This is a genomic window from Lysinibacillus sp. FSL K6-4013 (genome assembly GCF_038630435.1).
Lineage (GTDB): Bacteria > Bacillota > Bacilli > Bacillales_A > Planococcaceae > Lysinibacillus > Lysinibacillus boronitolerans.
This window is the reverse complement of sequence record NZ_CP152031.1, coordinates 2338208-2357904: the sequence shown is the minus strand read 5'-3', so window position 1 is coordinate 2357904 and position 19697 is coordinate 2338208. Positions and strand designations below refer to the sequence as shown.

Below are 19697 nucleotides of genomic sequence, written 5' to 3'. Positions count from 1 at the left end.
TTGTTTTCAATAAATTACTATTGTCTAAATAGACTTTCCACATTATTGAAGGAAAATATTAATCATTAAAATTTTTCTAAAAAAATGTTATGATTAGAAAGGATTTTGATTGATGGAGGATTTTGATGAAGGTTGATTTTGAAGAGTTACTAAATGGTGTTTTTTCATCTTTACAAGCTATTGAAGGAGTAAAATCCGTGGAGTCTATTCTTGAAGTACTAAAGGATCGAATTGTTTTCCCTGAGATTACCACTCTGATATTGAACACTAGGTTTGAACTGGTTTATTTATTTAACGAGCAGAAAGTAGTGTTTAAAACATTAAAAGAAGTTTTGATTGATTCAGATTATATAGAAGAAATTAATGTAATCAATCAACATTGTAGTTCAATTGAAAGTATTCTAAATGATTTTGTTAACACAGATACACTGAAGAATTATTCTTTAAGTCTCCTTTCCTTTAAGTATAAAGAGAAAATTCCGAATAGTTAATATTGTGATGGTAATAGCGGTCAAAAAATGGAGTATGGCAAGTGTCCTATTTCCAAACTCCATTTTCTAGACGCTAAGATCTAGTATTTCTGTTGATACAAAATGGTTTGAGCGATTCCGATAAAATATTCGGATTCTACAATGATATGATTTAATACAACTTTAGCTGTCGGATTGGTGCTTATCGGTTGACTTTCTTGCATAAGCGTTCGGCAAAACTGGATAAATTGATCACTCTGTTGAAGACAGAAGGAAGTCAGCTGTAAAATATCCTGAAATAAAGCTGGAGAAACTTGTCCCTGTGAACGATTGACGGTTTCTATATATCTTACAACTTGCTGATGTGTTTGAGCGAAAGCTTTTTCCCATTCCTTTAACGCATCGACATATGGCTGCTCCAAATCTTTCACAAGCTCTCTTATTACTACTGTATGCTCTTCTTCTTGGTGCTTCCAAAATTCAGCTTCATCTAATACACGTAATGGCATTTGATTGCCATAATAAAATTGCATGAAAATCCCCCTCCCACTTATCTCTATTATGTATATACAAGAAATGTGGAAATAGAACTTTGAAAGAGATTCATGTCATAGTAGAGCTATTAAACCAAGCATGGTTTACTAGCTTAATGCCCATGGCTATCTCATCTTCCGCCAAATTAGCAAACCCCAATAATACCTTAGCGGGCTGTACGAACGAGGGATTTGCATAAAAAATGGATGTTGGGTAGACCTTAACGCCAACCATCTTTGCTGTATTAATCAATTCCTCTTCAGTCATCTTATTATTTGGTTCAAGTAAAATATGTAAGCCACTGCTGGCCCCATATATTTTCCCATTTTCCCCGAAAGTTTGATGAATGGACTTTACTAAAGCCTCATATCTTCGCTTATAACTATTCCTTGTTTTATTCAAGTGTCTCTCCCAATACCCACTCTCTATAAATAGCTGTAACGTATGCTGGTGGAGTCTGGACACAGTTTGAACATAGTAATTGTTCTGATGAAATAAATCCATTAATTTTCTTGGTAATATCATATAGCTTAGCTTAATGGATGGAATCAAAGATTTTGAAAAGGTGCCCATATAGATGACGCGATCACTCGAATCTAATCCCTGTAGTGCAGGAATCGGTTTCCCAGCATATCGAAATTCTCCATCATAATCATCCTCGATGATATAAGCATCTTCTTCCTTTGCCCACTCTAGTAATGCTAATCTTCTTGAGATAGGCATAACCGTTCCTAGAGGAAATTGATGGGAGGGGGTGACATAAACAGCTTTGATATTATTTTTCCTTAACGGATTGATATGAATACCATGCTCGTCAAGTGGGATTGGTTTCACCTTTATCCCAGTATCTTTAAACAGGTAACGAACGCGATAATAACCTGGATCTTCCATAGCAAAAAGCTCATTTCGTCCAATTAGGTTACATACGATACCCAGAAGATACTGCAAGCCTGCTCCTATAACGATTTGCTCTGCACTGCATTGCACCCCTCTTGATTCATAAAGATAGCTTGCCATATAATTTCTTAATTCCAGCTCTCCCTGTGGATTTCCATATAAAAGGAGTTGAGCCTGTTCTTCATCAAGGCTCTGCATTGATAATTTACGCCATATTTTAAAGGGAAAATCTTTTAAATTAATATCTCCATAATTAAAATCGTACTTAATTGCTGGTCGGTCTTGTTTCTGCTGAGTCGCTAATTGTGGTTCAAAATGATGAGGGCCTCCTTGAAAATAACCTTTTTCAAGGTCAACCACATATAGTCCATCTCGCTCTCTACTTATCACATAGCCCTCTGCAAGAAGCTGCTGATATGCTGCATCTACTGTGTTGCGACTAATCTGTAAATGTTTAGCTAAACTACGCTGAGACGGCAATTTACGTTGAGCCCTTATCTTTCCATTTTGGATTTCTACTTTTATATAGTTATATAATTGAAGGTAAAGTGGTTCCTCATTATTCAGGTTTGGGGTCATTTCGAGCATGATGCTTGGCTCCTTTAGAAATAGCGTTATTGGCACTTTTAAGAGGTGCCAGTGATTGATTATAATAAAATCTACATTGTTGAGTAGAAAATGTAAAGACATCCCTGCATAATTATTTTTTTATTCAAAAAACTCGCGATGATTTTATGTATAAGGAGAGATTTCCATGTATGTTCCTAAGTATTACAAAGTATCGGATTTAGAAGAAATCAAAGAATTTATTCAACATAATTCCTTCGCAACAATCGTTTCAATAAGAAAAGGTAAGCCAATTGCAGCTCATATCCCCGTGTTGCTGAAAAAAATCGAGAATGACTATTATTTGACTGGTCACTTAGCCTATGGTAATCCTTTATGGAAGACCTTTGAGGAAGTACAAGACATTCTCGTGATATTTAATGGTCCACATGCCTATATCTCTTCCTCTTGGTATGAGCATGAAAATGTGCCAACCTGGAATTATCAAGCTGTCCATGTATATGGAAAGGCAAGTCTGATTGAAGGAATAGCTTTAGAACAAGATTTGACTAGCTTACTTGAAAAATATGAGTCATTCCGTGAAAATCCTGTGTTGTGGGATAAACTATCTCCTGAGCTTTTGCAGCAAGAAATGAAAGGAATAAAGGGGTTTAAAATAAAGGTGGAAGAAGTGCAGGCAGCCTATAAATTAAGTCAAAATCGAAATGCTAATGATTACGCCAATATAATAAAGGAACTTTATAAAGAGGAAAATCCACATGCTGATGCGGTGGCTGAGGCGATGAAGAAAAATAGAAGCCATTAAAATAGCAGGCAGAAATGTTGTGAATCAACGTTTCTGCCATAACATTTAGGCAAGTGTTTTCGTCATGATAAGATCAATTTGTTCTTCGTCACCCATATAAAAAGAATGGGCGCCTGTTTGGACAAAGCCTATTTTCTGATAAAAACCGATCGCACTGTCATTTTTCTCCCAAACCCCTAGCCAAATGCTTTTTTTGTTTTGAGCTACAGCCTCCTCTATTGCTTTATTCATAAGGTATTTGCCAAGCCCTTTTCCTTGATATTGATGTCGAACATAAATTCTCTCCACCTCTAATGACTCATCCCCCATTCGTTCGGATTGTGCTTCGTTGACATTTACTTTTAAATAACCAGCTATTTCTTCCTCATAATAGATAAAATAGAATGCTGAATCCAAATTGGCTAATTCCTTCTCTAGCTGCTGCTCCTGAAAGGCACGCTCTAAATAAGCCTTCATATTTTCGGGGGAGTTCTGATCTTTAAATGTATCATTGAATGTTTCAATACTTATTGCTTGAAGCTGTTTTAAATCTGCGTGCTCACACTTCTCTAATTTAACAGACATTGATTCCACTCCTTTTCGTAACTCTTTCTAGATTTTATATTGCAAATGCAATAAAAAGAGTATATAGTCAATTTATCGCAATTTTGTTGTATTTGCAATAAAAATATCAGGAGGAGGTCTTTTAGTTGAAATATATCTTTTATGTAGTGGGCATTTTAATTTTAACGCTAGGTATTTCGCTCACAATTCAATCTAAACTCGGCACCTCACCTTTCGATGCGCTTCTAGTAGGCTTATCTAAAAATGTGGGGCTAACGGTCGGTAGTTGGGAAATCATCTTAGCACTCCTTTTAATAGGTAGTAATTCCCTATTAGCTAGAAAAAAGCCTGAAGTTTTAGGGTTGATCACCGCATTGATCACGGGCATAGGGATAGATATGTGGTTATTTTTATTACATGATGTAGTATCCCCAGATATTTTGTTTAGCCAAGCTGTCTGTTTTACTACTGGTTTAGTTATAGTTGGGTTAGGAACGGCGACTTATTTACACACAAATTTTGCACCAATTCCTGTAGATCGACTTACTTTAATTATCAAAGAATTAACTAGAAAAACGATTTTTTTCTCAAGAACTCTTATTTATCTTTTATTTTTCATGTTGGCTATCTTTTTTAATGGTCCAATCGGTGTCGGTACATTATTAACCGTTTGCTTCGGTGGCTATATCCTCCATTTTTTTATGCCGATAACTGGAAGAATACTAGATAATATATTGAATAAATCCTAACTTATAAAACTAGTTACTCGCTCAAGAATAAATTCTGGTTTTGTGATGCCTAATCTTCCTCAAGTTCCACACCGTATTGATTGAAAATGGCTTGGTATTTATTTTGAAAAATGGACCACCTCTGTTCGGTTCCATACTTCTTCTGCAATGCATTATAATAGAGCTTTGCTGTTGTTACATCATTGGCTTGTAATAAAAAATGAAAACTTTCTTCGCCCAAGTGCAAAAATGGCCCTGCTATATAATAATCAACAATGGATCTTGCAGAAGTCATCGTTTCATAGAAATTATGAACCTCCTCTAACCCCAGCAGCAGTATGTTTGTTAATTCGTCCATATTTGTAGTGGCTGTGATGGAAAATCGATCAGGTGCGTCTTCGACAATGGAGCTAATCCTTGCTCGAAAGTGACATGCTGCTTCTTTGGGTGCTGTCACCATTTCTCTTGATTGTAGCTGTGCTAGCTCTGCTGCATATATCCCACAGTTCACATAAAACATCATCGTATCGACTGTATTACCAGAAGATTTTTGGAAATTGATCAGATAGATAAGGTTTTCCGTTGTTCGATAGAAATTCAATCCTTTCTTTTTGTAGCCTCGCTTGATTAGAAATGGCTTGATGTCCTGTTTTATTAATGCATTAAAAATCTGCTGCAATGGAATACCTCCTTCTCGTTTAATATTAATTCGATTAATATCTCCTATTGAACCTATTTATTTCTATTATAGTTTAACGTATCCATTGCTCAAAAACATAAATTAAGGCTAACTTTTTCTATCTAACAAAATACGACTTTGCAGTTACCGGAACTACATAAAAGCAGAATTTTCTACCACCATCCTTAGTGTCATAACGTGAGTATCACACAAAAATAATAATGTTTAAATAACCGTTATTTTGGAAAGCCACTAAAAATAACGGTTTTTTAATTGGATAAAACGTTTAAATTAACACTTATGTCCCTATAAATCCATTAATTTCATATATTTTTAGTAAAATTGCCCATTATTATTGCAAAAGTTTTACACAATTAAAATTAAGGTTTCAATTTTGGTGTTGAGGGGTAATCGGTAATATTATTGAAAAATAACTCTACCCTATTTCATGCTATTCTTACTTTAGTTCAAAAAGGCGAAAGCTTTTTGAAAGGAGTAAGAATGAATTGAAGAAAAAATGGTTACTACCCATTTTCGCATCGTTTATGTTCTTTACAGGTATGGGTATTCATGATGCGAAAGCGGCAACAATAGCAGATATAACAAATACAGCAAAAGCATATATAGTTTGCTCTAAAATTTTTAGTAAGGTGTTATGGTCCAGACCCACAGAAATTTCATCAACAATAATCACGGTGTTTTCACTTGTTGCCATGAATTCTGCTAAGTACAGTCTTGTTAATTCTCCACCTGATAAAGTCCCCATAATGCGATTTAAGGTTAAGTAGCCAATATTCATTTGCATAATATTGTGAAGAATATGCTGTTTTTCTTCGCTGATATTTAATTCTTCTGATAAGGAATAGATGGCTTCTATACTTAAATTGTGAATATCAGAAATACTATAGAGTTCATTCCATAAAGTGATTTTATGCTGCTCCACTTCTGGGCTATAGCGCTTACCCAAACATTTTTTACATTCTACATTTTTTGTCGTGCCTCGCCCCTTACATGCAGGACACCAGCCTAACGCATTGTTAAAGGAAAACATCTCTGGAGAAAGATGAAATTCATCTGCCAGTCGATTACGAATTTCTTTAAAAACACCTGTGTGTGTACCAATCGTGGAACGTGGGTTGCTAGAGATTGAGGATTTTCCTAGAAAAAGTACAAGAGGCATGTCCTCCATTTTAATGGCACTGAAGTTCGTTTCCATAATGTTTGGAAACAAATATTGATATTCAGCCTTTGGTAATAAAGAGACGAGACGTTTTTTTGACTCTTCCCCAATCGTTTGACAAAATGTCGTTTTCCCTGAGCCAGATAACCCGGCAATTCCAAGTGATTGATCCTCTGGTAAGACAACATCTAAACGACTGATATTATTGGCAATTAATTGATTGATCTTCATGTCATAATCCTTTCGTGTATAGTAGGCTTGTTAGAAAATGAAAGAACACAATTCTTGCTTAGGAATTGCGTTCTTCATTGTAAGATTATAAATAATGATTAGGCTAGGCTAATACTTTTTCAAGCTGGGCACCCATATTTGTCCAAGCGTATTTAGCACCTTCAATTGCTCCTTGACGAGCCTTTGTTTCTTCGCTAAAGCCACTTTGATCGAGGTGAAGCTGTATTGTGCCATCTGATTGTTCTGCTAATGTCCAAGTTACTGTAGTCGTTTCGCCAGCACTTGTCCACGTATAAGATAATTTGTGAGGCTCTTCTACTTCCAGCACCTCACAATCTACAATGCCGTCCCACCATTCGTTTGGTTCAGCACGAAATTGAAATTTATGCCCCACAACGGGTTGGAAGTCATTGCTCCATATCCATTTTGCAAGTGTCTCTGAATCAGTTAAAGCGTGCCATACTTGCTCGATTGAACTTGTAAATTTAAAATCTAAGGATACATCTGGTTTCATTTGTTTTCCTCCAATAAAAGCTGTAGTTTTGATATTCTTTCTTTCCAAAATCCTTCATACAACGAGACCCAATCCTGTATTTCCTTCAATGGAGCAGCATTCAAGCGGTACCTCGTCTCTCTACCTTCCTTGCGAGCCAGAACAAGACCTGCATCTTTCAGGATGGCTAAATGTTTCGATACGGCCGTACGCCCCATATCAAATTGAGCGGTTAATTCGTGAAGCGGTAACTCCTCTGCCTCTGCTAATAAACGAATCAATGTTCGTCTTGTTGGATCAGCGATAGCTACATAGACGTCACGCTCTTGATGATTGTTACTCAAAACCACCACCCTTTCTAATAGGACACTAAATGGTGTCTTAATTATATGCCACCATTTAGTGTCCAGTCAAATGTTATTTTAGACAAAATGCTATGTATTCTAATCATCAAAAAAGAAATAGGTGAAATACAAAAAAGTACAGAGGTGAGCACCTTGTACTTTTACTAAACTAATTCATTTTTTATAACTATCCAGCATACGTAGACAAAGGATGATCCTTAGACTGATTATCTGAAAAGAAAATTCTTCAAATATTTAATACAGGACAATAATCCTACAAACAGTAGTATTCCCTAATCCACTTGTTTCAATATATTTTCGATATTCGTTAAGCGTTTGTTTATTTCTTGAATTTGCTGTTGTTGCAATTGAGCTGTTTCTTTATCTAATTTTAGTTGTTCTTCGGCACGGCGCTCCGCTCGACGAATGACAGTGAACACAAAAATAAAAATTAAAATAAGAACGATAAGTGGCAGCAAAGAAACTACAGAAACTATCGACATTGATGACATTTGTTGACCTCCTTTTCTATCTAATTCTTACAAAGTCTACTCCTTACTATTTTTATCCGTGATGTCGTTTGCAACTTGGGAAATGACATCGGCATTTAAGGTCAGGCTAAAAGGGTTTAGGGTATAATACTTCATTGCTTTACCACTTTCAGAAACCTCATGATAGCCATTAATTAAGTGGGCTTCCTCTAATTTCTGTAAGTGCAAATAAAGTAATGGTCTACTGATTCCTAACTCTCTTGCAAGTTGACTAACATATTGCTTTTCTTGATGAAGAATGGCAATAATTTTTAAACGATAAGGATTTGACAGCGCACCCAATACTGTTAACAGCTCTTCACCTTTAAATATATCTTTCATATGTAATAATTTTATTACATATGAAATAAAAAGACAAGAAGAGATCAAAAAAACCTTTAATGTAATGAATTGGTCATCACATTAAAGGTTATCTTGAGTGACTTACGCAAGCTCCAAAGGTAAAAATGCATAGTCTCCATCTCGTATTACTGGGCATTTCCGGACAGTAATTGGCTGCTGAAAAAGCGGTCCATCTAAGACGGTTGTATGGAATTCTCCGCCCTCACCACAAGGGTCAATGCCGCGTGCTTCTAGTTCCTGAACATAATCGTTAGTAAGGATTCTTCCTAAATCTGCTTCGGTCATACCTAACGATAGGTTAACTGTGACAATCATCGTGCTAAATCCTAAGTGAATAAATTCATCGACAGCTTCCCGATGGTTCATTTCCCATAAAGGCATACCAAGCTTTAATCCGGCCTTTTTTGCCACTTGATCATGCCAGCAGCCGTGTGCAGGCATATCTAAATCACCTGTAACTAATACCTCAGCTCCTTGATTTTTTGCATTTTCTAAAAGACCAATAAACACTTGCTCATACTCGGCCCAGCTTGCAGCAGCCGTATAGACAGGTAGCCCAATAGAGTCGGCTTGTGCTTGGATAATTTCTGGTGGCATTCCATGCGACCTTGAGCGTTGCCCTTCTTCCTCCAACATCACGATAAGACCCATTGCTTGACCCTCCTGTGATGCTTTATATAAAGCTAAGACACTATCCTTTCCACCACTAAATGAAGCAATAAATTTTTGATTCAGCGCATTATTTTTCCAGTTTGTGCTATCTGTCATTTTACGTTCCTCCCTATTATTTATCGAGATAGATTTTTTTAGCTTCCTCGTCGAAAAACTGAGTAATTTTCGGATAGTTGTTGATGTCCATATTGGACTGCCTCATGATTTTCTGTAAAAAGATCGTTTCGGCAAACAATTTATTGAGGATGAGCTTACACGGTAATGGGTGGTCCTGAAAATACTCGATTAAATCATCTAGCTCACCGAAATGGAAAGACAAAATATAAGTAGCATAATTTTGTAATAACATACTTACGCAATGTTCTCGATAAGGATTTGTCTGTTCTTCTAGCACAGTGCTGTGTAGCAGTTGAAAGAATGCTAGTTTATTTTCCGTATACATATGTAAAAAATGGTTGACATCATTCAGCAATAGTATGATTTCCCCTAGTCCTTCCTCATAAGGCATCGCGAGCTTCTTGGATTTCCCCTCTAAAGTATGTAAGAGCTCTAATGTGAGGTGCTTACAAGCATCTATGTCTTCAGGTGCAATGACTAATTGCTCCTGATAGTTGTAGAAATGCTCATTAAAATAATCATGGTAAAAAGAAATATATTGCCCTAGATGGATATTCGTTTTTGTATGCACTAACGTCTGGTCGAGAAAAGAAAAGGCGTATAACGTTTCCTCATTCACTGGATGCGCATACAGATAGAAAAAGAAGAAAAAATCCTTTAATTGTCGTCTTTGCTCATCGTCTAATCTAGTAATAGACGCTAGCTGAGATAGCTGGAAGAAACAATAATTTTTCATCAAGTCATTCATCTTATTATAACGATTACGCGGAACGATCTTCGTCGTAGCGTTAATAGTATAGATTAAATAGTAAAATACTTGCTCATCGTAAACATCGAGTTGATGGAAATTCGATGAGAGTATAGGTTTCTCATTTGGCATATCACTGTACTGCGGATCTGGTGGTTGAAGCTCCTCTGCCCACGCCAAAAATGTTTCATGCTCATGAGCACTAAAAAAGAGCTCTGCGCTATGATCGTCTAATACAGCATACTCAAAGTCCTCCATTGGAACAGCTTGTAATCCCCGATTGAATTTGATATTTAGATAGTTATTGAATAATGCTTGTACATTCACCATGCATATCCTCATTTCTTTATGGCAAGTCATAACGTCCCTTTATTTTATCATAATCTAACAACAACACCCTCCTACGAAATAGGAGGGTGTTTGAATGATATTAATAAGCTTGTGCAAACCAAACTGTATGTTTTGCTTCGTTTCCACAGCCAATACATGTGGTTTTCGTTGTTGGTGGATTGAATGGAATATTGCGAGATGTGTATTTTGTTTCTTCCTTCACTTTTTCCTCACATGCATCCTCGCCACACCAGCCAGCAAGCACCCAGCCTGGGATTGTGCCATTGTCTTTTGCTGTGTCAATGTGCTGTTGTAATTGTGGAAGCGTGTCAATCGTTGTGTGAGCATTTGCTTCACGGAATTGACGAGCTTTTTCTAATAAGCGCGTTTGCATGGTTGTTAACTCTTCTTCAATAGCTGTGATGATTGTAGCTAAATCGACAGTTCGTTTTTCCTCTTCATCACGCGCTTTCAGTAAAGCTTGCTTGTTTTCTAGGTCACGTGGCCCTAATTCAACACGCACAGGCACGCCCTTTAGCTCCCATTCATTGAACTTATAGCCTGGTGATTGGTCTGAGTCATCCAGACGTACACGAATTCCCTTCGCTTTTAAGGCCGCAAAAATCTCATCTAAATGCTCCATGATTTGAGGGTTCTTTTTCCATGGACCTACTGGAATTAAAACGACTTGCGTTGGTGCGATGCGTGGAGGTAAAACAAGTCCCTGCTCATCCCCATGCACCATAATAACCGAGCCAATTAAGCGTGTAGAAGTACCCCAAGATGTTGTATGCACATATTCATGCTGGTTTGCTTTATTTAAATATTTGATATTAAAGGCTTCAGCAAATTTTGTTCCTAAATAATGCGATGTTCCTGCTTGAACAGCCTTGCCGTTTTTCATCATTGCCTCAATAGAGTACGTATCGACAGCCCCTGCGAAACGTTCAGAAGGTGTTTTTTGTCCATCATAGACAGGAATTGCTAGCACCTGTTCTACTACTTCTTTATAAATGTCTAGCATTTGCATTGTTTCCTGCCGAGCATCTGCTTCATCCACGTGCGCTGTATGCCCTTCTTGCCATAAAAATTCTGATGTCCGGATAAAAGGTAGTGTTTTCTTTTCCCAACGGAAGACATTTGCCCATTGGTTGATTAGCACTGGTAGGTCACGGTAGCTTTTAATCCAATTAGAGTAAAGATGACCAATCATCGTCTCAGATGTTGGACGAAGGGCTAGCCGTTCTTCTAATTGTTCCCCTGCTGCCTCGGTTACCCAAGGAAGCTCAGGTGAGAATCCTTCGATATGATCCTTTTCCTTTTGAAAGAAGGATTCAGGGATAAGCATTGGGAAATAGGCATTACGATGTCCTGTCTCTTTAAAGCGACGATCCATTTCCTCCTGAATATGCTCCCAAATTTCATAGCCGTCTGGCTTAAAGGCGATACAGCCTCGAACAGGTGTATAATCCATTAAATCGGCTTTTTGGATGGTCTCGATATACCATTTCGAAAAATCTTCTAGTTGTCTTGACATGTGTTCTCCTCCAATTTTGTTAAATGAATACTTGTTCAACCCGTATGAAGATTTAGCTGAAGCAAGAAAAAAGCACAAAGCTGTCCTCTGAATAAGGACGTCTTTGTGCTGGAATGACGTGGTACCACCTTGATTTAGCTTTATGTTGAATATAAAGCCCTCTCACGTTTGGTAACGAAAACGACTCGGTTATGTTTGCATAACATCTCCGTGGTAGGTGTTCAGTCAAGAAGCGGTGATATAGCTCTCAGCAGGTGCTATATTTTCTGTTTCACAATTCTTACTTACTTGGCCACATCATCAAATGGTTTATCATGTTAACAGTTTTACTTTATCCCACTTTAGCAAAATCATTCAGGAATAGCAATTAATAACTGGATTTATTTGTGACAGTATTAACAATGAGATTCGTAAAATCTTCTACAGATAAAGGCTTACTAAAATAATAGCCCTGCACATACTCACATCCATGCTCACGCAGAACATTTAATTCAGCTTCCTCCTCTACACCTTCAGCTACTACTTGGAGATTTAAGGCATGTGCTAATGAAATCATGGCTGAAATCATAGCGATTCCAGACTTCTCAGGTACGATATCACGGACAAAGGCACGATCAATTTTAAGTACATCCACTGGGAATTTTTTTAAATAATTTAACGATGAATAGCCTGTCCCGAAATCATCTAATGAAATAGTTATACCTAGTTCTCGTAATTGCTTGATCGTATCAATTAAATCTTCCGTATAATCAAGCATACTCATCTCGGTAATTTCAATTTCTAATAAATTAGGGTCAATGCCTGTTTCTGCAATGACACTACGCACCATATCTACAAAGCCACCTGTACTAATATGAATTGGTGAAATATTTACAGCTACCCGCAATGATAAATCATGTGATTCATTCCACTGACGAGCTTGAGCACAGGCTTTACGTAAAACCCATACACCAATATCATTAATCAATCCACAATCCTCTGCAAATGGAATAAAACGATCTGGCGGAATATGACCTAATTCAGGGTCATACCAGCGTAGCAATGCCTCCATACCAATAACAGAATCCGTTTTTAAGTCGATCTTTGGCTGATAATGTAATTCTAGACGATCTTGCTTTAATGCTTGATGTAATTTTGTTTCAAGTAAAAGCCATTTATCATTGGCCTCGTCCATATTGTCGCGATAGAGTCGATATTGATTGCCTCGTGTAGATTTTGCTGCATACATAGCAATATCCGCATTTTTCAATAATTCTTCCACAGAGTTTGCATGATCTGGGAATACACTGATGCCGATACTAGTACTCGCGTAAAATTCATAGGTATCGACAATAAAGCTTTCATTGAAGACGCCAATAATTTCCTTAGCCATTTCATCAATGCGATTGACATCATTTAAAATCATGACAAATTCATCGCTATTGTGGCGATAGAAAGAATTCGATGTATGATCAATATTGCGCAGACGATTGGACATTTCCACTAAAAACATATCGCCAATAATATGACCAAGTCCGTCGTTAATGTGTTTGAAACGATTCACATCAATGAAAAATAACGCAAACTTCTCTCCTGTACGTCGAGATTGATGAAATTCATTTTCTAAACGCTGTTCTAATTTGCGACGATTTGGTAGCCCTGTTAGTTCATCGTGATAGGCAATATGAGTAATTTTTTTAATGTCCTTTTGCGCTGTAATATCTACGCGAATGGCAATATATTGATAAGGCTTTCCTCGTTCATCTAGGAACGGAAAAATCGTTGTTTTCACCCAATATAAACTGCCATCTTTCGCACGATTGCACACCTCGCCATTCCACATATCGCCATTACCGATTGTTTTCCACATCTCTCTAAAGAAAGATTTAGGATGAAAGCCTGAATTTAGTAAACGGTGATCTTGGCCAACTAATTCTTCACGCGTATACTTTGAAATTTTACAAAAATGATCATTAACAAAAGTAATTTTTCCGGTGCGATCTGTAATCGCTACAATGATGGAACTATTCATGGCGGAAAAGATATCTTGTAATTCTTTTAGACTGTAGTTCATTTGATTAACACTACTAGGCGTGATATTCATCATTTTCATTCTCCATTCATTAAAATATGAAGGGTTTGGTACTTTTGCTTTATCTTACAGCGAGGTATAAAGTTGTGGTATATCGCCCTTTTTTATGTAATTATATTATAGTCTTAGAAAAGCAGTTAATTCAACCCAAATCTCAAAAACATTCAAAGCAGCATTTGATAGTTTTTAATAAAATAGACAAAATTTAGTGTATCTAAACACCTTGAAATTGTCTAAATATATAGTTTTTCGATACTTTTGAACTATATGAGTTAGTTTATTTAGGCTATTTATCTTTTTAATACAAAATATAAAAGTTTCATATAGTACGTTTTGATGTCTTGTAAAATTTTTGTTAAAGTAAAATGCCTTACTGTCCCGCATAGGAAGTAAGGCATGTTAGTTGTTAAGAGACCTCATATTCTATTGAACCCCCCGTTGATTTTGCCTGCTTGTTGTAGGCATCTAATTGCTCTTGAGATAAATTTAAAATGTAATAGTGAAAATTAATAGGCTCTAGCCCATGCTCCTCACATACTTGGCGATAAAATTCATAACCTTCTCGATAATCTGTCATCCTCATAACTTCCTTTCACATTTGCTACTATATGTCTATTTTTTGTTATATAACAGAAATATTATTTGTTTAAAAATATATAACAGGCTACTATACTTGTCAATAAATTATCTGAAATTACGAAAGCCCAGACCATTTTATTTAGTATGGCTGGGCTTTTCATAAAATATTCACGGCGGCTTCCGTCATAATCACTCCTTTTAAATTCCTAATTGTTTTGCTTGCATATTGTAAGCTGAAAGTTGTTGCTGTGATAATTGTAATACATAGTAACGGAAAGAAATTGGCTCCAATCCATAGCGCTCACACATTTCACAATAAAATTCATAACCATCACGATACTTTGACATTTATATTTCCTCCTCTAACGAAAACTGTTTTATAACAGTTGTTATTATTTTTATTTAATATATAACAGATTATGTAGCACGTCAAGAGATTATAACAGAAAAATTGAATAACAATAAAAGGAATTTAGCTCATCTCCTGTGGCCAAATTCCTTTCATACATGTTATTCTTTAACGATTTCTTGTAATTGCTTGATATGACGTTGCTCGTGCAAATAGACCATTTCAATCCATTGATCGAGTGGTAATTCGCCTAAAGCTGGGTGCTGCACAGCGCGCTTAGCTAATGCTTCAGTTTCCTCAATTGTTTGTAAAAAGGCGAGGAGGTTCTTTCTTGTTGTAGCTAGTAAATCCAGCATCGCTTGAACAGTGAAAGGCTCTTTTGCTGGCTCTACAATAGGCGGTGCTTGGAACTTTCTTGTTCGATCTAAGATGAGCTGAACATTTTTTCGAGCGGGTGTTGACTGTTCCTCTGCCTTTAATCCCCATGTAATGGCTTTCTTTGTTGCTTCCTCTACTAATACGAGATGGTGGCAGATTTGCGCTACACTCCAGCTTTGTGCATCTGGTTTCTTATTAAAGGCTGTATCGTCCAATGTGTGAATCTCCTGAAGCAATTGTGTTCTTGTGGCATCAAGATGTTCTTTGACGTTTGACATCCTTGGCTCCCCTTTCATTAGGTCTTCTACTATATATTCGATATGGAGAGGGGAAAATCATCTTTCACGAACAATATTAAATGGATTATTCTCTAAAACATGCTGTAGCTGCTCATCTTCAATATGTGTATAAATTTGCGTGGTTGCGACGCTAGAATGCCCTAAAATGTGCTGCAAACTACGGATATCTGCCCCTGCTTTATACATCATCGTTGCAGATGTATGGCGTAGCTTGTGTGGTGTAAGTCGTTCTTTTTGAAGACCTGACTGCTGATTAATGCGTTTAACGATTTTGGCAACGGTTTGACGTGTAAAGCGTGTTCCCTTTTGTGACACAAAAAGGGGCTCCTCGCCTTCTCCTTTATAGGGTGTCTTCCCACTGTTTTCATAGTCAGCAAGTGCCTGCATACAGCTATCATTTAAATAGACTGTGCGCTCTTTGTTGCCCTTCCCAATTACGGTTAAATAACGTCCTTGAATGGATGTCTTGTTAAGCTGACATAGCTCGGTGACACGTATTCCTAAATTTAAGAAAAACATCATCATGCAATAATTTCTCGGGGATGCCTGATTGCTTTTAATCCCATCTATAAATTGTGTAGCTTCTTGTAGGTTCATATAAATAGGTCGTTTTCTGCCTATCTTTGGTGTTTCTAATTCATCTGCTGGATTTTCCTCGATAAGTCGACGTTTGCCTTTTAAATATTTAAAAAAGGATTTTAATGTTGCCACTTTTCGCGCTCTTGCAGCAGCTGAATTGCCTCGCTGTACTTCGCAATATTCCATAAATAAATAAAGATCCTCTAATGTCATTTCGCGTATTTCTTCTATTGTAATAGTGCCAATATCAATGGTGGATAAATTCTCTATATCCAAATCCTCTTGGACAGCTTTGTAGAAGCGAAAAAATAAGGTCAGGTCATATTCATATTCTTTTCTTGTACGCTGGGACTTTCCTTTGATGGTTGTTAAATAGACAAGAAAATCCTTCATGAATTTTGGTTGCTTCGTTTGTTGCATGCTCATCACCTCTATTTTCTCTATTTTACCATGAAAAAACGTTCCCAAATATAAATTTGGGAACTTTATTGAAAAAAAATGCCCTTTTTCGCACTACAGAACAAATGTTCTGTTTAAGGGTAATAAAAAAACCCTTTTTAAAAAGAGGTTTTTTGTTACAACTATTTTGTGACAGTTATAGGATTTTAGGCATAAAGTTCACGATAAATGAATATTAAAATCTAGTAGACTTTATTTGCTGTGTGAGACGCGTTGAAAAAACAGTAGATGGGTAACTGTCCATGTCAATTCGTCTCACAACACACATGGAATTATTTTACAAAAACTGAATAAGTCCCATCCTCTTGTTTTGTTAGTGACCAGTTTGTCGATAACATTTGCTGAAGTCTTGTGACTGTCTCCTCATCACACGTTAAATGCTGGATACCTGTTTCTAATAGTTGGTAATCCTTCCCTTCTTCTAATTGAAAGCGTAGCTGCAATAAACGTTGGATGCCTGGTAATGTTACATACTTGATTCGATAATGGCCATTGTACGCATCCAAGAACTGTTGTTCCCCTTCCTGAAAAAGAGCCATTGTCTCACTAAATTCATAGTTTGGTACTTGTTCTTGCCAAGCTGATACATCCCCCGAACGCAAAGCTCGTAAAATCTCCTCGTCTGATAAATTTAATTTGGATAGTTTATCTAATTCATACGCTTGCATTAAATTAATGATGGTCATGGTTGTTAGCTCCTTTTATGTATTTATTCACAGTGTAACATGTTTTCACTACTACTTGAATTCGGAGGCGATCCATATGATGAATTTATATGATTCTAGTCTGTTTTTCGATGAAATGTTTGATGGCAATAAGCCAAAGCCTCATTATCGATCTTTTCATCATAAGCTATCCTTTTTTTCGCGGGAGCAACTTGAAGAAAAATACCGACAAGCGCAAGCGAGCTTTCTCAGACAAGGGATTACATTTACGGTATATGGTGCACAAGACGGAACAGAACGTACCATGCCTTTTGATTGTGTCCCAATTATTATTCCTCAAACCAAATGGGCCATGATTGAAGCAGGTGTCAAACAGCGCGTGGAAGCCCTCAATAAATTTTTACAGGATGTTTATGGACAGCAAAAGATCATTCAGGACGGTCTTATTCCGAGACAGCTTGTCGAAAATAACCCATATTTCAAACCAACCATGAGAGGACTTCAAGTACCAATTGCGAATCATATCTTTTTAGCAGGGATTGATTTAATTCGGGATGAAAAAGGTGATTATCATGTACTCGAAGATAATTTACGCAACCCTTCTGGCATTTCCTATGTCTTTGAAAATCGAGATGTGATGAAGGAAGTATACCCTGAATTTTTCTCCAAGCATACGATTCGTCCTCTTGATAAACAAATGGCTTATATGAAAAAAGCACTTCTTGAACATCGCCCACCTTCCTTGCAAGCAAAAAGAGAGCCTAAAGCTGTCCTCCTAACAGCAGGCATGTACAATTCTGCGTATTATGACCATGTTTTTTTAGCCCAGCATTTAAACATCCAGCTCGTCGAGGGTCGCGATTTAGTTGTACAGGATTTGAAGGTCTATATGAAAACCATTTATGGCCTACAGCAAATCGATATTATTTATCGTCGAATTGATGATGACTTTTTAGATCCTACTGTCTTTCGTGAGGATTCTTTATTAGGTGTTCCACATTTAATGGCTGCTTATCAAGCAGGTCATGTATCCATCTTGAATGCCGTTGGGAATGGGGTGGCAGATGATAAGGCAATGTATGCCTATGTGCCTGAGATGATTCGCTATTATTTACAGGAAGAACCTATTCTACAGAATGTGAAAACCTATCATCTAGGAAATGTCAGTCAGCGTGAATGGGTGCTAGAGCATATACACGAGCTCGTTATTAAAAATGTAGGAGCCTCTGGTGGCTATGACATGTTAATTGGTCCACATGCAAATAAAGAAGAGATTGCTTTGTTTAAGCAAAAAATTATTGATCAGCCCTATCAATATATTGCACAACCAACGATTAAATTGTCCAGAGCCCCTGCCTTCCAGAATGGGCGATTTTATCCTTGCCATGTTGATTTACGTGTTTATGTTATGAAGGGTGAGGATTGCTATGTGTTGCCTGGCGGTTTATCTAGAGTGGCACTACAAGAAGGGTCTCTTGTTGTGAATTCCTCTCAAGGGGGCGGTGCAAAGGATACGTGGATTTTAAAGGAGGAATTGCAGCATGCTAAGTCGAGTAGCCGACGCGTTGTACTGGATGGCACGTTATAGTGAACGTACACAAACAAATGCACATATATTACAGGTACAGCTGTTGAATATGTTGGAGCAATCAGGGCAAGAACATGATTATATTGATCATTGGGAGGCTGTTTTAAATATTTGTGCCTCTAAGGAGGAGTATTTAGCACATTACACAACGATTCGTGTTAACCCATTGATTGATTATCTTCTGTTTTCTGAGAAAAACGGTAATGCCCTTCATGCCACATTACGTGCTATTCGGGAAAATGCACGAGTTACACGTGATAGTATGCCAACGGAACTTTGGGAAATTCAAAATTCCTTTTATTTAACAAAGCAACAGTCCATACTAAAAAGAGAGCGACCTATTCCACTCATTGCCCTTCAAGATTTTTTACAGGATGTTCGAAAGACTTTATGGATGGAGACAGGGCTAATTGAGGGTACAATGGATCGCGATCTTCCCTTCTATTTTATGCAGGTCGGCAAATGGCTTGAACGAGCAGAAAAAACCATTCGGATGATCGTTGTAATCGTAGAACAACAGAAGCGAACAGGCACATCACTGTTAGAGGATGATGGTACCTTTTTATTGGAGCTTTCCGCAGCTAGAGAATCCTACATGCGGAAGCATCGCCAGACCAATTTACTAACGGTCATTCGGTATTTAGTCCAAGATGTGCATTTCCCATGTTCTGTGATGTTCTGTGTAAAGAAAATAGAAGAAGCCATAACGGCTATTGAACACGATTCTTTATCCTCACGATTTTTAACGCTTCAGTCGGATATTAGTAGCCTCGTTCTTGCAATCGATCATATTGATTTTTGGCAAATGACTATTGAGGAAACCCTAAAACTGATGGAGGAAAGATTGTCTCAATGTATGGCTTTTAGTGAAGCCTTTTCGACAATCTATCATTTATATGAACCCAGCGTACAACCTTGAAAGGAATTCACCACAGCTCCCTTTCAACAGGCAAGTCAGTAAG

Annotated in this window: 22 protein-coding genes and 1 pseudogene; 5 read left to right on the top strand and 18 right to left on the bottom strand. The window is 37.2% G+C overall.

All coding sequences use genetic code 11. The annotated features are described in order from the left end of the window. Positions 1-125 precede the first annotated feature (125 nt). Entirely contained in the window at positions 126-491 is a 366-nt protein-coding gene (locus tag MHB39_RS11665) for a hypothetical protein (protein WP_333004043.1), read from the top strand. A gap of 80 nt (positions 492-571) precedes the next feature. Here MHB39_RS11665 and MHB39_RS11660 read toward each other — a convergent pair whose 3' ends face one another. Together MHB39_RS11660 and MHB39_RS11655 are read right to left on the bottom strand one after the other, a co-directional pair. Continuing rightward, a complete protein-coding gene (locus MHB39_RS11660) occupies positions 572-1003 on the bottom strand; it encodes a DUF2935 domain-containing protein (protein ID WP_016991725.1) in 432 nt (143 codons plus the stop codon). Positions 1004-1073: 70 nt separating this feature from the next. After that, positions 1074-2489 (bottom strand): PLP-dependent aminotransferase family protein, encoded by a 1416-nt coding sequence (locus MHB39_RS11655; RefSeq protein ID WP_342546853.1) that lies wholly within the window; start codon positions 2487-2489, stop codon positions 1074-1076. Between the two features lie 166 nt (positions 2490-2655). On the opposite strand from MHB39_RS11655, the gene MHB39_RS11650 reads away from it, so the two are divergent. Next, positions 2656-3273, top strand: a complete 618-nt coding sequence (locus MHB39_RS11650) for an FMN-binding negative transcriptional regulator (RefSeq protein ID WP_313150178.1) — start codon at positions 2656-2658, stop codon at positions 3271-3273. Between the two features lie 45 nt (positions 3274-3318). On the opposite strand, the gene MHB39_RS11645 is transcribed toward MHB39_RS11650, so the two are convergent. Continuing rightward, complete coding sequence (locus tag MHB39_RS11645) at positions 3319-3837, bottom strand: GNAT family N-acetyltransferase (protein WP_342546852.1); 519 nt, start codon at positions 3835-3837, stop codon at positions 3319-3321. Positions 3838-3962: 125 nt separating this feature from the next. Here MHB39_RS11645 and MHB39_RS11640 point away from each other — a divergent pair, with 125 nt between their 5' ends. Beyond that, positions 3963-4565, top strand: a complete 603-nt coding sequence (locus tag MHB39_RS11640) for a YitT family protein (RefSeq protein ID WP_342546851.1) — start codon at positions 3963-3965, stop codon at positions 4563-4565. A 49-nt stretch (positions 4566-4614) separates the two neighbouring features. Here MHB39_RS11640 and MHB39_RS11635 read toward each other — a convergent pair whose 3' ends face one another. The 15 genes and pseudogenes from MHB39_RS11635 to MHB39_RS11565 form a co-directional block, all read right to left on the bottom strand. After that, entirely contained in the window at positions 4615-5223 is a 609-nt protein-coding gene (locus tag MHB39_RS11635) for a DUF4304 domain-containing protein (protein WP_342546850.1), read from the bottom strand. Between the two features lie 628 nt (positions 5224-5851). Beyond that, positions 5852-6634, bottom strand: a pseudogene (locus tag MHB39_RS11630) (excinuclease ABC subunit UvrA); the annotation flags it as partial. A gap of 103 nt (positions 6635-6737) precedes the next feature. Beyond that, positions 6738-7148: an SRPBCC domain-containing protein gene (locus MHB39_RS11625; protein WP_258858943.1), complete on the bottom strand. Its 411-nt coding sequence runs from the start codon at positions 7146-7148 to the stop codon at positions 6738-6740. Beyond that, positions 7145-7471, bottom strand: coding sequence for a metalloregulator ArsR/SmtB family transcription factor (locus MHB39_RS11620; protein WP_016992666.1), 327 nt, complete (start codon positions 7469-7471; stop codon positions 7145-7147). The genes MHB39_RS11625 and MHB39_RS11620 overlap by 4 nt, the downstream gene beginning before the upstream one ends. Before the next feature lie 293 nt (positions 7472-7764). Beyond that, a complete protein-coding gene (locus MHB39_RS11615) occupies positions 7765-7983 on the bottom strand; it encodes a hypothetical protein (protein ID WP_016992667.1) in 219 nt (72 codons plus the stop codon). 36 nt (positions 7984-8019) lie between these two features. Next, on the bottom strand, positions 8020-8343 hold the full coding sequence (locus tag MHB39_RS11610) for a winged helix-turn-helix domain-containing protein (protein ID WP_342546848.1): 324 nt from the start codon (positions 8341-8343) through the stop codon (positions 8020-8022). 102 nt (positions 8344-8445) lie between these two features. Further along, the gene (locus MHB39_RS11605; RefSeq protein ID WP_342546847.1) at positions 8446-9132 is read right to left on the bottom strand and encodes a diphthine--ammonia ligase; all 687 of its coding nucleotides are present in this window, start codon (positions 9130-9132) and stop codon (positions 8446-8448) included. A gap of 16 nt (positions 9133-9148) precedes the next feature. After that, on the bottom strand, positions 9149-10231 hold the full coding sequence (locus MHB39_RS11600) for a hypothetical protein (RefSeq protein WP_342546846.1): 1083 nt from the start codon (positions 10229-10231) through the stop codon (positions 9149-9151). 100 nt (positions 10232-10331) lie between these two features. Further along, positions 10332-11768 (bottom strand): proline--tRNA ligase, encoded by a 1437-nt coding sequence (gene proS / locus MHB39_RS11595; protein ID WP_112118671.1) that lies wholly within the window; start codon positions 11766-11768, stop codon positions 10332-10334. A 367-nt stretch (positions 11769-12135) separates the two neighbouring features. Beyond that, on the bottom strand, positions 12136-13854 hold the full coding sequence (locus tag MHB39_RS11590; protein ID WP_342546845.1) for an EAL domain-containing protein: 1719 nt from the start codon (positions 13852-13854) through the stop codon (positions 12136-12138). Positions 13855-14245: 391 nt separating this feature from the next. Continuing rightward, the gene (locus MHB39_RS11585) at positions 14246-14416 is read right to left on the bottom strand and encodes a hypothetical protein (protein ID WP_016992674.1); all 171 of its coding nucleotides are present in this window, start codon (positions 14414-14416) and stop codon (positions 14246-14248) included. Positions 14417-14616: 200 nt separating this feature from the next. Further along, positions 14617-14766 (bottom strand): hypothetical protein, encoded by a 150-nt coding sequence (locus tag MHB39_RS11580; RefSeq protein WP_004230023.1) that lies wholly within the window; start codon positions 14764-14766, stop codon positions 14617-14619. Positions 14767-14928: 162 nt separating this feature from the next. Beyond that, positions 14929-15423 carry a DinB family protein gene (locus MHB39_RS11575; RefSeq protein ID WP_342546844.1) on the bottom strand — a complete coding sequence of 165 codons (495 nt, stop codon included), beginning with the start codon at positions 15421-15423 and terminating at the stop codon, positions 14929-14931. A 57-nt stretch (positions 15424-15480) separates the two neighbouring features. Further along, positions 15481-16443 (bottom strand): tyrosine recombinase XerC, encoded by a 963-nt coding sequence (locus MHB39_RS11570; protein ID WP_342546843.1) that lies wholly within the window; start codon positions 16441-16443, stop codon positions 15481-15483. 311 nt (positions 16444-16754) lie between these two features. Next, a complete protein-coding gene (locus tag MHB39_RS11565; RefSeq protein ID WP_016992678.1) occupies positions 16755-17168 on the bottom strand; it encodes a hypothetical protein in 414 nt (137 codons plus the stop codon). Positions 17169-17244: 76 nt separating this feature from the next. On the opposite strand from MHB39_RS11565, the gene MHB39_RS11560 reads away from it, so the two are divergent. After that, complete coding sequence (locus MHB39_RS11560; protein ID WP_342546842.1) at positions 17245-18735, top strand: circularly permuted type 2 ATP-grasp protein; 1491 nt, start codon at positions 17245-17247, stop codon at positions 18733-18735. After that, positions 18689-19654, top strand: coding sequence for an alpha-E domain-containing protein (locus MHB39_RS11555; protein ID WP_342546841.1), 966 nt, complete (start codon positions 18689-18691; stop codon positions 19652-19654). Before MHB39_RS11560 ends, MHB39_RS11555 begins: the two co-directional genes overlap by 47 nt. The last annotated feature ends 43 nt before the right edge of the window (positions 19655-19697 follow it).

Excerpts from the sequence above, each read along its gene's own strand:
- MHB39_RS11665 (WP_333004043.1), top strand. The coding sequence starts at position 126 with ATGAAGGTTGATTTTGAAGAGTTACTAAATGGTGTTTTTTCATCTTTA.
- MHB39_RS11660 (WP_016991725.1), bottom strand. The coding sequence starts at position 1,003 with ATGCAATTTTATTATGGCAATCAAATGCCATTACGTGTATTAGATGAA.
- MHB39_RS11655 (WP_342546853.1), bottom strand. The coding sequence starts at position 2,489 with ATGCTCGAAATGACCCCAAACCTGAATAATGAGGAACCACTTTACCTT.
- MHB39_RS11650 (WP_313150178.1), top strand. The coding sequence starts at position 2,656 with ATGTATGTTCCTAAGTATTACAAAGTATCGGATTTAGAAGAAATCAAA.
- MHB39_RS11645 (WP_342546852.1), bottom strand. The coding sequence starts at position 3,837 with ATGTCTGTTAAATTAGAGAAGTGTGAGCACGCAGATTTAAAACAGCTT.
- MHB39_RS11625 (WP_258858943.1), bottom strand. The coding sequence starts at position 7,148 with ATGAAACCAGATGTATCCTTAGATTTTAAATTTACAAGTTCAATCGAG.
- MHB39_RS11615 (WP_016992667.1), bottom strand. The coding sequence starts at position 7,983 with ATGTCATCAATGTCGATAGTTTCTGTAGTTTCTTTGCTGCCACTTATC.
- MHB39_RS11610 (WP_342546848.1), bottom strand. The coding sequence starts at position 8,343 with ATGAAAGATATATTTAAAGGTGAAGAGCTGTTAACAGTATTGGGTGCG.
- MHB39_RS11605 (WP_342546847.1), bottom strand. The coding sequence starts at position 9,132 with ATGACAGATAGCACAAACTGGAAAAATAATGCGCTGAATCAAAAATTT.
- MHB39_RS11600 (WP_342546846.1), bottom strand. The coding sequence starts at position 10,231 with ATGGTGAATGTACAAGCATTATTCAATAACTATCTAAATATCAAATTC.
- proS (WP_112118671.1), bottom strand. The coding sequence starts at position 11,768 with ATGTCAAGACAACTAGAAGATTTTTCGAAATGGTATATCGAGACCATC.
- MHB39_RS11590 (WP_342546845.1), bottom strand. The coding sequence starts at position 13,854 with ATGATGAATATCACGCCTAGTAGTGTTAATCAAATGAACTACAGTCTA.
- MHB39_RS11585 (WP_016992674.1), bottom strand. The coding sequence starts at position 14,416 with ATGACAGATTATCGAGAAGGTTATGAATTTTATCGCCAAGTATGTGAG.
- MHB39_RS11580 (WP_004230023.1), bottom strand. The coding sequence starts at position 14,766 with ATGTCAAAGTATCGTGATGGTTATGAATTTTATTGTGAAATGTGTGAG.
- MHB39_RS11575 (WP_342546844.1), bottom strand. The coding sequence starts at position 15,423 with ATGTCAAACGTCAAAGAACATCTTGATGCCACAAGAACACAATTGCTT.
- MHB39_RS11570 (WP_342546843.1), bottom strand. The coding sequence starts at position 16,443 with ATGCAACAAACGAAGCAACCAAAATTCATGAAGGATTTTCTTGTCTAT.
- MHB39_RS11565 (WP_016992678.1), bottom strand. The coding sequence starts at position 17,168 with ATGACCATCATTAATTTAATGCAAGCGTATGAATTAGATAAACTATCC.
- MHB39_RS11560 (WP_342546842.1), top strand. The coding sequence starts at position 17,245 with ATGATGAATTTATATGATTCTAGTCTGTTTTTCGATGAAATGTTTGAT.
- MHB39_RS11555 (WP_342546841.1), top strand. The coding sequence starts at position 18,689 with ATGCTAAGTCGAGTAGCCGACGCGTTGTACTGGATGGCACGTTATAGT.